The sequence below is a fragment of the Rubrilithobacter danxiaensis genome, from assembly GCF_047272945.1.
Taxonomy (GTDB): Bacteria; Bacteroidota; Bacteroidia; order Sphingobacteriales; family Sphingobacteriaceae; genus Rubrolithibacter; species Rubrolithibacter danxiaensis.
On sequence record NZ_JBKOPS010000014.1, the window covers coordinates 1 to 14,690 of the forward strand.

General features: G+C 38.8%; 4 protein-coding genes. All 4 read right to left on the reverse strand.

The features are described from left to right. Nucleotides 1-494: 494 nt before the first annotated feature. A complete protein-coding gene (gene mnmL, locus ACLCDL_RS15430) occupies nt 495-1,457 on the reverse strand; it encodes a tRNA modification radical SAM protein MnmL/YtqA (protein WP_423149302.1) in 963 nt (320 codons plus the stop codon). Nucleotides 1,458-1,509: 52 nt separating this feature from the next. Next, the gene (locus ACLCDL_RS15435; protein WP_423149303.1) at nt 1,510-5,802 is read right to left on the reverse strand and encodes a two-component regulator propeller domain-containing protein; all 4,293 of its coding nucleotides are present in this window, start codon (nt 5,800-5,802) and stop codon (nt 1,510-1,512) included. Between the two features lie 172 nt (nt 5,803-5,974). Further along, nucleotides 5,975-10,219 carry a hybrid sensor histidine kinase/response regulator gene (locus tag ACLCDL_RS15440; protein ID WP_423149304.1) on the reverse strand — a complete coding sequence of 1,415 codons (4,245 nt, stop codon included), beginning with the start codon at nt 10,217-10,219 and terminating at the stop codon, nt 5,975-5,977. A 98-nt stretch (nt 10,220-10,317) separates the two neighbouring features. After that, a complete protein-coding gene (locus tag ACLCDL_RS15445) occupies nt 10,318-14,592 on the reverse strand; it encodes a two-component regulator propeller domain-containing protein (protein WP_423149305.1) in 4,275 nt (1,424 codons plus the stop codon). Between the last annotated feature and the right edge of the window lie 98 nt (nt 14,593-14,690).

Here is a 14,690-nt window from a genome sequence, read left to right on the forward strand (position 1 = left end):
AGTTTATTGTAATTATTTATCATATTTTTAAGTTTTTTAAACAAAAATTCGCTATAGATGATTTTTATTTTAATATTTGATATGTAAAATCGGAAAATAATTCATATAAACTTAAAAATAAACAAGAAAAAAACGATAAATAGTAAAGATTATAGGAAAAATGGTTAAATTTTTAATATTATTTCAACATAAGTAACTAAAACAAACTTTTTAAAATAAGAATTAGATAAAAATTTACGATAAAGATCAATATTAGTCGGAAAAAATATATAGTTTATCCAATAGATATTAACAGTAGCTTATAATAATTTAGGTGATTTGAAATAAATGAAAGGCTAAGGGATAGTATAACCTTACTAAATATATTGAAGGAACTGTTTATAAAAAGAAAACAAGCAATATCTTATTACTTAAGACTCATTTTCGTTCTTAAGCAACTAATATGAAGAAATAAAATTAAAGCATAAATAAGGAAAGCCCTTTGCGTACGAACTTCATCGTACTACATCCATAAGTTTATATTGATCTCCCTGCCTTACACCCCTTCTTTCAAGTTCTTTATCAATATAAGTTTGGATTTCTGCTTTTTTCAATCCCCAGTTTGGAGCAATTAGCAGATCGTAGTCGGCAAGACCGAATAAGCGTTGAATAACAATATCCGGCCTGAGGAGAGGAATAAATTCGGCCAGAAAATCAGTGTATTCTTCAATTGAAAATACTTTAAAAGGCTCCCTTTTATATTTTACCCCCATTATTGAGCCTTCAACTATGTGTAAATGGTGAAGTTTTACGAATTTAATTTGAGGGAACCGGTTAATTTCATCTGCATACTTTAACATCATTTCGCGGGTTTCCCATGGGAAACCGAAAATTGTATGGACACAAATATCAAGCGAAGAATTTTCAACTAGCTTTAAAGCATTTTCAAGTTCTTCGTGAGTACAACCTCTGTTAATTTTGGCAAGGGTATCATTATAAATAGATTCCATTCCCATTTCCAGGTCCACATCCAACCTATCTGAATAACTTTCGAGAAGAGCTACTTTTTCCGCATCAATGCAATCCGGACGTGTACCAACAGAAAGGCCTACTACATTCTCAGGATTAATACTCAATGCTTCATCGTACATCATTTTTAAATAATGTGCAGGAGCATAGGTATTGGTGTTAGGCTGAAAATAGATAATGAACTTTTCTGCAGCATATCCTTTAATTGCCCGCTGCATACCCTGTTCTATCTGTTCACGAATTGTTGGAAGTTTCCTCGAGAGTTCCGGAGTAAAAGAATCTACATTACAATACGTACATCCGCCATATCCTTTACTGCCATCCCGGTTCGGACAAGTAAATCCGCCATCTACAATGATCTTAAACACACGTTTTCCATTGTATTTTTTGCGAAGATATGCGCCGTAATAATTGTAATTTTTAAATCCAAAATCTACCGGAGTTCCCAAAACAAAATCTTTTTGTAAAGATACTGTTCTATTCCGTGTTCGACAATGAATCTTAACTTTCTCTTTCGCGAATACTTTCAGCTGTTTCCTGCAGAATCCTTACCAGTATTTCCAGGTTAATGGGTTTGGAGATGTAATCATTCATTCCTGCCCGGATACATTCTTCCCGGTCTTCCGGCAAGGCATTGGCCGTCATAGCTATAATTACCGGCTGGTAGCTGCTGTGCTGCCGGATATATCTTGTTGCTTCCAGCCCGTCCATCTCCGGCATCAGCACATCCATCAGAATTACCTGGTAGCGCTTCTCCTGTAACATTTCAGCTGCCTCCTTCCCATTGTTGGCTACCTCCGGCTGGTATCCCAGCTTGTTCAGTACCCGCAGGGCCAGCTTCTGATTGATCAGGTTGTCTTCCGCCAGCAGGATATCCAGCGGATACAGCTTTGCAAAATCTTCCGATAATACCGAAGCTTTTTTCTGTTCCGGTAGCGCTGCATTGCCTCCCTGCTGCTTCAACTCTGCCTGCACCAGGTTGTAAAGCTGCTTCTGCTTTACCGGCTTGGTTAATACCGAGTTGAACAAATGCGGATATTTTGCCCTGCTTTCATCTCCTATCGAACTTAACAGGATGATGGGCAGATGAGCATACTTTGCCTTTATTGCCTGGGCTAATGCTATCCCATCCATTTCCGGCATCTGCATATCGGTGATCACCAACTGGTAATCTGCTCCCGAGGACAGCAATGACAAGGCCTCCTCTCCCGTAGAAGCCAGTACCGGTACCAGCTTCCACAGCTCCAGCTGGCTTTTGATGATGTTCAGGTTCGTCTGATTATCATCTATCACCAGTACTTTCTTGCCTTCATTGCCTGCTGTATTGAAATAAGCATATTGCTTCAGGCTTTCCCGGCCGGCTTTTGTCTGTATGTTAAAGCTGAAAGTGGTGCCTTTCCCTGGTTCGCTGGCTACCCAGATGCTTCCCCCCATCAGTTTTACCAGCCGCTCGCTGATGACAAGGCCGAGACCTGTACCTCCGTATTTTCGGGTGGTCGAACTGTCGACTTGTGAAAAGGCCTTGAACAACCGCGACAGCTTCTCTTCCGGTATACCGATACCCGTATCTTTTACATCAAAGGTTAACTCTATATTATCATTAGCAGCCCTGCTTAAATGCACCTGCACAAATACTTCCCCCTTATGGGTGAACTTCAAAGCATTGTTTACCAGGTTGATCAAGATCTGGCGCAGGCGAAGCCCGTCGCCCAGAATCTGGGTAGGAACCATGTGGTCGATCTGGTAAACCAGGTCCAGGCCCTGCTCGGCTGCTTTACCCGCAAACAGGTCCATCACATCTTCTATGCATTTGCGCAGGTCGAAGTCCTGCTGCTCCAGCTCCATATTCCCCGACTCGATCTTGGAGAAATCCAGAATGTCGTTGATAACGGCCAGCAACGCATCTCCGCTGGTGCGGATCGTCTTTACATAATCTTCCTGCTCGTGGTTTAGCTGGGTTTCGGCAAGTAAGGAAGCCATCCCGATCACCCCGTTCATCGGTGTGCGAATCTCGTGACTCATCGTGGCTAGAAATACACTCTTGGCCTGATTGGCTTTATCGGCCTTCTCCCGCTCTTCCTGTAACTCTTCGTTTAATACCTGTAAATGTTCCGCCTGCGATTGCAACTCCTCATTTACTGCCTGCAAAGCCTCTGACTTTAATTGCAGTTCTTCAGATTGTACCTGCAGTTCTTCGGATTGCATCTGCAACTCTTCGTTTAGAGACTGCAAATGTTCTGATTGTGCTCTTAACTCTTCAGCCTGTTTGGTTACTTCTGATGTACGTACAACAACCAGTCCCTCCAGTTCTTCTTTCTGACGTTTTATTGTATTGAGCCGATATCTGTAAAAACCAATGGCAGCACTTCCAATACTTAATACCATCAATATTCGAAACCACCACGTCATCCAGAAAGGAGGCGTAATAATTATTTTTATTGAACGGCCCTTCTGATTCCAGACTTTATCATTATTAGATGCTTTTACTCTGAAAATGTATTTACCCGGGTCAAGATTTGTATAGGTTGCCGTTCGGGAAGATCCTATATTCCAGTCTTTATCAAATCCCTCCAGCATATATGCATACTTAATTTTATTGTTGTAAGTAAAATCAAGTGAAGCAAAATCAAAAGAAAAAACAGATTGCCGGTAACTAAGTACAATTTCTTTTACCTCATTGATGCTTTTTTTCAACGGACTGGAATCAGAATCTGCTCTTGCAATAGCTACAGGTCTATTGAATATTTGAAAGTTTGTGAGTACTAATGGATAATTATAAACGTCTTCTTTGATCTTATCAGGATAAAATTCATTAAAACCATTAATACCTCCAAAATAGATAGCTCCCCAGGAACTTCTAAGTGCTGAGTGAATTTTAAACTCTTCACCCTGTAAACCATCCGTGGTAGTATAATTAGTAAACCTTTTTTTCGCTAAATTAAATTTCGAAACTCCGTTATTAGTACTCAGCCATAAATTACCCGAATTATCGGAAACTATTCCATAAATTATTTCGCCAGCCAATCCATCCTTGAGTCCGTAAACAGTAAATTTATTTGTTTTTCTGTCTAAACAATTTAAGCCCACATACGTACCTGCCCAAATATTTCCTTTTTCATCTTCAAATACCGACACCACACTATTATTACTAATGCTGTTGATACCGGTATGCTGATATCGTATAAACGTATTGGTTTTTTTATCAAATCTGTTTAAGCCTCCGCCTTCTGTTCCAATCCAGATGTCGCCTTTACTATCTTCCAGTAAACAATAAACCGAATTATTGCTTAAACTTTTCGGGTCATTGTCGTTCCTTTTATAATGTGTAAACTTTCCGGTATTGAAATCATAAACATCCACTCCATTTCCAAAAGTACCTATCCACATTTTCTTATCCTTACCAGCAGCAAGCGCATAAATATTATCAAAGCTAAGGCCGTCAGGATTTTTTGGATTATTTAAAAGGTGTTTTATAGTTCCTTTGTTTTTATTTAATATGCTTATACCATTACCCCATGTGCCAGCCCAGATGTTACCTTCAGGATCTTCTCTTACAGCCAGTACATTTTGCCCTTTCAAAAAATGTTTAAAATTCCCCTGGATCCGGTCATATAGATCTACTCCGCCTCCATCCGTTCCAATCCATAAATTTCTCTTTGAATCCTCAAACAGGTCAAGCACCATATTATTACTTAAACTATTCGGAGACAGCTGATGGCGATAATGATTGAATTTATTCCCGCTTTTATTATATAAATTAATGCCACCCGTATAGGTTCCGAGCCACATATTTCCATTTCTATCTTTTAAAATGGAATGTATTGAATTGTTATTTAATCCATTCCGGTCAATAGGATCTTCTTCAAAGTTTGTAAACGTTTCTGTAGAAGGATTAAAAATACTTAGCCCGCCATTTTCTGTTCCCAGCCAGATATTTCCTTCCTCATCTTCATCTACAGACATCACATTGTTATGAGGCAGGCTATTATCCTTATTTTCTTTTTGGTAGTTTTTAAAATTTCCTTTTCCGTCAAACTGATATAAACCAGAATATCTTGAAGTGATCCACAAGCGCTTTTTACTATCTTCAAACATCTTCCAGAATCTGTTCTCTGTTAGTTCATTACCATTTACCTTTCCGGTAATACGTTTAAAGGTTCCAGTTTTTTTATCAAAAAGATTTAAGCCATCAGCTGAGCCAGTAGACGTAATCCACAAATTGCGGGCGCTATCTTCAAAAATCCCTGAAATATTGATTTCATTTGTATTGGCGGCATTTTTACGCGAATATTTATAATGAATAAAACTGTTTGTTTTAGGATTGAACAGATCTAAACCAGCGGCACCTCCAATCCATAAATTACCATAACTATCTTCCTTTATAGTATTAATAATATTGCTTGAAAGGCTATTCTTATTTTTATCCTCGTGTTTATATGCAAAAAACAGCTCCTTTTCAGGATCGTATTTATTTAATCCGCCGCCGCGTGTACCAATCCAGATATTTCCTTTAGAATCTTCATATAAAGTTTCAATAAAATTAAAACCTAAACTATAAGGATCAGCAGTTATATTTTTATACACACGGAAGGAATAGCCATCGTACCGGTTTAGCCCATCTTTGGTTCCAAACCACATAAAACCTCTTCTATCCTGAAGGATACAGATTACATTGGTTTGAGAAAGTCCTTCAGAAATTCCTATGTGTTTAAATTTGAGATTTAATTTCTGTGCCGATGCCGGAACACAGATTAATTGCAACAGAAACAGCAGAATAAAATAAAATCTTTTCAAATAATTCATCATACCTCAAGAAAGATCAGGTACTACTATTTTTCTTATTAGGATAGTGTTACTGATCTTATTAGTTCCCTTTTACGGTGCTATTATATTAAAGATACTCTTATTTCAATTGTGAAAATAATTTTACAAATAAGAAAATACAATTCTAATTCAACAATGAATCTTAACTTTCTCTTTCGCGAATACCTTCAGCTGTCTCTTGCAGAATCCTTACCAGTATTTCCAGGTTGATGGGTTTGGAGATGTAATCATTCATTCCTGCCCGGATGCATTCTTCCCGGTCTTCCGGCAAGGCATTGGCCGTCATAGCTATAATTACCGGCTGGTAGCTACTGTGCTGCCGGATATATCTTGTTGCTTTCAGCCCGTCCATCTCCGGCATCAGCACATCCATCAGAATTACCTGGTAGCGCTTCTCCTGTAACATTTCAGCTGCCTCCTTCCCATTGTTGGCTACCTCCGGCTGGTATCCCAGCTTGTTCAGTACCCGCAGGGCCAGCTTCTGGTTGATCAGGTTGTCTTCCGCCAGCAGGATATCCAGCGGATACAGCTTTGCAAAATCTTCCGATAATACCGAAGCTTTTTTCTGTTCCGATGACACTGCATTGCCTCCCTGCTGCTTCAACTCTGCCTGCACCAGGCTGTAAAGCTGCTTCTGCTTTACCGGCTTGGTTAATACCGAATTGAACAGATGCGGGTATTTTGCCCTGCTTTCATCTCCTATCGAACTCAACAGGATGATGGGCAGATGAGCATACTTCGCCTTTATTGCCTGGGCTAATGTTATGCCATCCATTTCCGGCATCTGCATATCGGTGATCACCAACTGGTAATCTGCTCCCGAGGACAGCAATGACAAGGCCTCCTCTCCCGTAGAAGCCAGTACCGGTACCAGCTTCCACAACTCCAGCTGGCTTTTGATGATGCTCAGGTTCGTCTGATTATCATCTATCACCAGTACTTTCTTGCCTTCATTGCCTGCTGTATTGAAATAAGCATATTGCTTCAGGCTTTCCCGGCCGGCTTTTGTTTGTATGTTAAAGCTGAAAGTGGTGCCTTTACCTGCTTCGCTTGCTACCCAGATGCTTCCCCCCATCAGTTTTACCAGCCGCTCGCTGATGACAAGGCCGAGACCTGTACCTCCGTATTTTCGGGTGGTCGAACTGTCGACTTGTGAAAAGGCCTTGAACAACCGCGACAGCTTCTCTTCCGGGATACCGATCCCCGTATCTTTTACATCAAAGGTTAACTCTATATTATCATTAGCAGCCCTGCTTAAATGCACCTGCACAAATACTTCCCCCTTATGGGTGAACTTCAAAGCATTGTTTACCAGGTTGATCAGGATCTGGCGCAGGCGAAGCCCGTCGCCCAGAATCTGGGTAGGAACCATGTGGTCGATCTGGTAAACCAGATCCAGGCCCTGCTCGGCTGCTTTACCCGCAAACAGGTCCATCACATCTTCTATGCATTTGCGCAGGTCAAAGTCCTGCTGCTCCAGCTCCATATTCCCCGACTCGATCTTGGAGAAATCCAGAATGTCGTTGATAACGGCCAGCAGCGCATCTCCGCTGGTGCGGATCGTCTTGACATAATCTTCCTGCTCGTGGTTTAGATGGGTTTCGGCAAGCAGGGAAGCCATTCCGATCACCCCGTTCATCGGTGTGCGGATCTCGTGACTCATCGTGGCCAGAAATACACTCTTGGCCTGATTGGCTTTATCGGCCTTCTCCCGCTCTTCCTGTAACTCTTCGTTTAATACCTGTAAATGCTCCGCCTGCGATTGCAACTCCTCATTTACTGCCTGCAAGGCCTCTGATTGGGATTGCAATTCTTCAGCCTGTTGTATCACTTCTGCAGTTCGTGCAGATACTACTTTTTCAAGTTCCTCTTTCTGCCTTTTTATTTTATTAATACGATAACGATAGAAGCCAAACACTGCTCCGACTATACTGAGCGATGCTATAATTTTAAACCACCATGTTTCCCAAAACGGAGGTGTTATAATTATTCGCAATGTTGAGCCTTTTTCATTCCAGATTCCATCATTATTGGCCGCTTTTACCTTGAAAATGTAGGTTCCGGGATTGAGGTTAGTGTAATTTGCCCGTCGTTGTGTACCTACATAATTCCAGTCTTTATCAAAGCCTTCCAATTTATAGGCATATGTATTGCGTTCGGATAAGGTATAGTCTAAAGCTGCAAATTCAATTGTAAATACAGACTGATCATAATTGAGCGTAACCTCTTTTGCCTGACTGATATGAGCGTTTAACGGTGAATCTTTATCTCCTACTAAAACTGATTTATTAAACAATTGAAAATCAGTAAGCATAACAGGAGGAATGTTTCTGTTATCTTTAATATTTGAGGGGTTAAAAACATTAAAGCCATTTGTTCCCCCAAAAAATAACTCTCCTGTTCTGGACAGCAGTTTTGCTCCTCTGAAGAATTCAAAACCCTGAAGCCCGTTGTAAACATCGTAATTTTTAAATTTTCCGGTTTTTACATCATACCTACACAGACCTTTGTTAGTACTTATCCAGATATATCCGGCTTTATCTTCTGCTATACCATTAATATTACCGTCAATAAATCCCCCGGGTTCTGTAATTTCAATAAATGTTTTGGTTTTTGGATTAAATAAATTAAAACCTCCCATAGTTCCTACCCAGAGGTTTCCTTTACTGTCTTCAAAGATGGAAGAAACAGAATTGTTGCTTAGTTTACTATTTTCGTGCCTGAAACTCGAGAAGGTTTTAGTCTCCCTATGAAAAAGGTTAAGTCCGGATGCATACGTACCAATCCATACATTACCTTTCCTGTCTTCATACAAAGCCCTTATACTTATATCTGAAATGCCGTTTTTAGTATTCGATGGATCTTTTTTGTATTTTGTTATTGTTTTATTCCTTTTATTTAAAACATTTACGCCGCCAGAATTTGTACCAATCCATATATCTCCATAACGATCTTCTAAAAGAGCGAAAATAGAATTATCATTTAACTCATTAATTCCTGTTCCTGAAGTAATATGACTGATGCTTTTTGTTTGAGGATTGAGAATATTTAATCCTCCTTCATAAGTACCCGCTATGATATTATTATCCCGATCCTTAATAACCGCTAATACCGAATTGTGACTTAAGCTATTTGGATTTAAGCGATCATTTATATAATGAATAAATTTATTATTTTTCCTGTCGAAATAATTTAATCCTCCACCGTCGGTTCCGATCCACACATTATTTTTTTCATCTTCAGCAAAAGAAGTTACAATATTTCCGCTTAAGCTATATTCATCCAGAAGATCCTGCTTATAGCTGACAAAAGATGAGAAATTCTTATTGTAAACATTGATACCTCCCGCGTAGGTGCCTATCCATAAAATCCCTTTATCGTCCCTATATAAAGAATTAATAGAATTATTATTTATAGTGCTCTGATCGCTTGGATTATTTTTGTATACATGGAACGTTTTCTTAACAGGATCAAAAAGATTTAATCCATTTTCGGTACCGGCCCAAATTTTCCCATCACTTCCATGTATAAGCGCAAAAACGGTGTTATCGCTTATGCTTTTCGGATTATTATAATCAAAAGTATAACGGATAAAAGATCCGGTTTTTACATTGAAAAAATTCAACCCGCCGTTCATCGTTCCTATCCATAAATTCCCCTTGCTATCCTCAATAACATTTCGGATAACTGAACTTCCAATGCTTTTGGGATTATTCTTATCATGTTGATAATGGATAAATTTCTTTGTTTTACCATTATAACAATTTAACCCGTTGTTTGTGCCTATCCACAAATTCCCTTTGCTATCCTTAAATAAGGAATTTATCACATCGCTGCTTATGCTATACGGATCTGCTTTGCTGTGCCTAAAGGATAAAAGCTTTTTTGTTGCAGGATTAAATTTAATTAAACCGGTATAAGTGCCTAACCATAAATCCCCATCCTTATCCTGTAACATCGTGAAGATATTCTCCCCAAGCGGAGAATCTTGAAGATAATGATGAAAAGAATCTGTTTGGCGGTCATATAAACTTAATCCACCTCCATTTGTCCCAATCCATAAGTTTCCACTACTATCTTCAAGAATAGACTCAATATTGTTATTTCTGAGACTTCTGTTATCTTTTGGATTATGCCGGTAGATAGTAAATTTATAACCATCGTATTTATTCAGACCGTCCTGTGTACCAAACCACATAAATCCCTGCTTGTCTTTTAAGATACAATGGACAAGGCTTTGAGACAGGCCGTTCTCTGTAGTAAGATGTTTAAATGATAATTTATTCTGAGAAAAGGCCCTTGCCGGCGATATAACAAGCAGGAGTAAACAAACACATAAACTAATCAGGCTTTTAAAAACCAGGAGATCAGGTTGTTTTTTTATCATAATGAAGCTTAGCTGCTACCTTTTACGCAAACCCGCAGTTAAAGTTCATACAACTTTAACAGTAAGCTAAACATGTACTTCAATTTTAACAACCTTAACTATTGTTGAAAATGATTTACTGATAAGGATATATTTCTCAGAGTATCAAGCAATTCTTCTATTTTAATAGGTTTTGAAATGTAACCATTCATGCCAGCCTTTAAACATTCTTCTCTGTCTTCCGGCAAAGCATTCGCTGTCATGGCTACTATCTGTGGCTGAAGAAGGTCACTTTCTCTGATCACACGGGTAGCTTCCAGCCCGTCCATTTCAGGCATAAGCACATCCATCAAAATCAAATTATATTCCTTTTTCTGAAGCATTTCAACAGCTTCTTTCCCATTATTCGCAAGCTCCGGTTGGTACCCCAGTTTATTCAACACCCGGATTGCAAGTTTCTGGTTGATTAAATTATCTTCTGCCAGCAATATTGATAAAGGGTATGCAGAAGCAAAATCTTCTGAAAGTACAGAGTCGGCGTTTTGCTGCTTTTTAATTTTATTTGAACTGTTTTGAAATTGCTGTTTCAGCTCCTTTAATAACAATCCCTGTTTTACGGGTTTACTTAATATTGCAGCAAACAGGTCCGGAAACTGCAATCTCCGTTCATCGCCAACTGCAGTTAACAAAATAATCGGAAGGCCGGGCACCTGCTCTTTTATTGCTTTTGCTACGGTAAGCCCACCGACTTCTGGCATCTGCATGTCTACTATCACCAAGTCGAAATTGCTGTCTTTTGAAACAAGCTCTAACGCTTCTTTGCCTGAAGTTGCAGTTGTTACAATCACTTTCCATAAATTCAGCTGCGATTTAAGGACATTAAGAGCTGTAATATTATCGTCAATAATCAAGACTTTTTTTCCAGGTGCTTCGTCAATAGCATATACAGTATACTGCTTTTCAAATCCTGCCGGAAATCTGCTTATTACAGAGAAATAAAATGTAGTACCTTTTCCAACTTCGCTTTTCACTCCAATATTTCCATCCATTAATCTTACCAAACGTTCGCTTATTGCCAAACCTAAACCAGTACCTCCATAACGGCGTGTAGTTGAAGAATCTACCTGCGAAAATGCTTTGAACAGCCTTGACAATTTATCATTGGGAATTCCTATACCGGTATCCTGAACTTCAAAGCATAATTCAAAAGAATCTGCTGTTTCTTTTCCAAGTTTTACTTTTACCAAAACCTCTCCCTTGTGCGTAAACTTTAATGCGTTGCTTACCAGGTTTATAAGAATCTGCCTCAATCGTAACGCGTCGCCCATTATTTTTAACGGAATACCCGGATCTATTTCATAAACAAGATCAAGTCCCTGCTCTGCAGCCTTTCCTGAAAATAAATCCATTACTCCTTCAACACAAGTTCGGAGATCAAAATCATGCTGTTCAATCTCCATGTGGCCGGATTCAATTTTTGAAAAATCCAGAATATCATTGATTACACCCAACAAAGCATCGCCGCTGGTATTGATGATTTTTACATATTCTTTTTGCTCATCATTTAAAGGAGTATCTGCCAGTAAAGAAGCCATTCCGATAACACCGTTCATCGGCGTGCGTATTTCGTGGCTCATTGTAGCAAGGAAGATACCTTTGGCCTGGTTTGCCTTTTCTGCCTCCTGCCGGGCCTGCTCAGCTTCTTGGCGTGCTATTTTTTCCTGCTCTTTCTGCTCTCGTAATTCTTTGTTCAGAATGTGTAAGTTTTCTGACTGCGCCTGCAACTCTTCCGATTGAACATGTAACTCTTCGTTAACCGATTGTAACTCCTCTGATTGTACCTGAAGTTCTTCGTTAAGCGCAAGAAGTTTTTCTGATTGTTTTCTGACTTCTTCAGTACGTATGAGCACCTGTCTTTCAAGTACAGCTTTTTGTGCTTCAATTGCCCGGATCCGTAGACGATAAGCTACATATACTGCGCTGATAATTGTTATTAATGATAGTATCCTAAACCACCAGGTAGCCCAGAACGGGGGAGTAATGATTATTTTTACCGATGCACCAACATTGTTCCATACTCCATCGTTGTTTGAAGCCCGAACTCTAAAAACATATTCACCCGGATCCAGATTGGTGTAGTACGCTTTTCTCTCTGTGCCGGCGTTTCTCCAATCTGCATCAAAACCTTCAAGTTTATACTTGTATTCATTTTTTTGAGAAAGCGTATAATCAAGTGCTGCAAACTCTATTGAAAATACAGACTGTTTATAAGAAAGGACAATTTCTTTAGTTAAATTGATATTAGTATGTAAAGGAGAATCTTTCGCATGAATATCGGCACTTTTATTAAAAAGCTGAAAGTCTGTAAAAACTACAGGCGGAATATTCAGATTAGTTTTAAGAGCGGCAGGATCAAAAACATTGAAGCCGTTTGTTCCTCCAAAAAGCAATTCTCCCGAAGCTGTTTTTAAAGTTGCATTCCTGAAAAACTCCAGTGTTTGCAGACCACTATAGGCATCGTAATTTTTAAAAGTCTTGCTTTTCGGGTCAAAACGGCTAAGGCCTTTATTTGTACTTAGCCATAAAAATCCTTTATCATCTTCAAGAATAGCATTTATTATCTCATTTGGTAGACCATGCTTCTGCCTGTAGGAGGTAAATTTCTTTGTCTTGTAATCGAACAAATTAAGTCCGCCGCCCATTGTTCCAATCCATAAATTACCCTTTCTGTCCTGATAAAGGCAAAAAATAACATTACTCTCAATCTCTGAATTACTCTCATCAAAATGGACAAAGGTTTTTGTCTTCCTGTTAAATAAGTTCAGCCCCGAGTAAGTTCCAACCCAAATATTACCCTGACGGTCTTCATATAATGTTCTTACATCATCATTACTTAAGCATCTCGCGGTATCTGCTTCATTATATCGGTAGCGAGTTATTTTATTGGTTGCTTTATTTAAAACGTTTACCCCACCTTCGTTTAATCCGATCCAGATATCACCGTAACGGTCTTTCAATAAGGCAAAAACAGAATTACTGCTTAAATCAGTATCTTTATTTCCCTTTGCAAAATGCTTAAAGGAGTTTTTTGACGGGTCAAACAAATTAAGCCCACCATCATAAGTTCCTATCCACAGTTTATTATCATCAGGCAATAAGGCTAAAACGCCATCGTGGCTTAAGCTATTTTTATTATTCTGCTGATGATTATAATGAAGAAATTTTCCGGTTGCAGCCTGATAAAGATTTAAACCGCCACCATCTGTTCCAATCCAGATATTGCCATCAGCATTTTCAACAAACGAAGTTACAATATCGCTGCTTAAACTATTTAAATCAGATATTTCGTGCTTAAATTGTGAAAAAAATGAAATGTTTTTATCGTATTTATCTACTCCTTTAGCATACGTACCAACCCATAGTATACCAGAATTATCAAGCAGTAAAGAGTTAACAGAATTGTGGGCAATACTATTTGGATCGGCGGGGCTATTAATGTAGCTATAGAACGTTTTTTTATCCGGATCAAAAAGATTCAATCCTTCTTCTGTTCCTATCCATATTTTCCCTTTACCGGCATTTACCATGGATAGTATATTATTGTTACTTAAACCGTGTGTTGATTTTTTAAAACTTTCAAATGTTCCTTTATCGCTGTAATAACGGTTAAGCCCGCCTCCAGCGGTTCCAAACCATAAATTGCCCTTATCATCTTCCAGTATCGACCTGATTGTATCGTTACTGATACTGTTTGGATTTTTCTTATCATGCAGAAAGTGCTTAAACTTTCCGGTGGTATAATCATAAAGATTCAATCCTTTTGATGTACCGATCCACAGGTTTCCTTTTTTATCCTGAAAAATTGAAAGAATAATATCGTTACTTAAACTATTCTTATCGGAAGTATGCAGAAACCTCTTTATTTTCCCTGTTTTTCTGTTAACAAGGTTCAGATTATAATACGTTCCCACCCAAAGGTTATTCCGGTTGTCTTCATAAATAGCAGCAACATCGTTGCTGCTCAGGGTGGTCGGATCGGTATAACTTTCCCGGTAATGAATAAAAGAATCCGTCTTCCTGTCGTACATACTCAGACCACCCCCATTTGTACCAATCCATAAATTTCCAGGTTTATCTTCGTACAAACATTGAATATTGTTAAGCCTTAAACTTGCAGGGTCTTTAGGATTATTTTTATAAACTGTGAATTTATAACCGTCGTATTTATTCAATCCGTCGCCGGTTCCAAACCACATAAAGCCATAACGATCTTTTAAAATACATTGTACCGTATTTTGTGAAAGCCCATTCAGTGTGGTTATATGTTCAAATTTGAGAGAATTACCCTGGGCAAACGCCGTAGTCGATAGACCAATAAACAATAAAATTCCCAATAAAGGCCGAAGGTTTAAGACTATAAACCTTTTAAAAAAAGAAGCATATTCCATTAATCAGCAATCGAGTTAGCGTTTTCGAGTTGTACGCTAAAGTT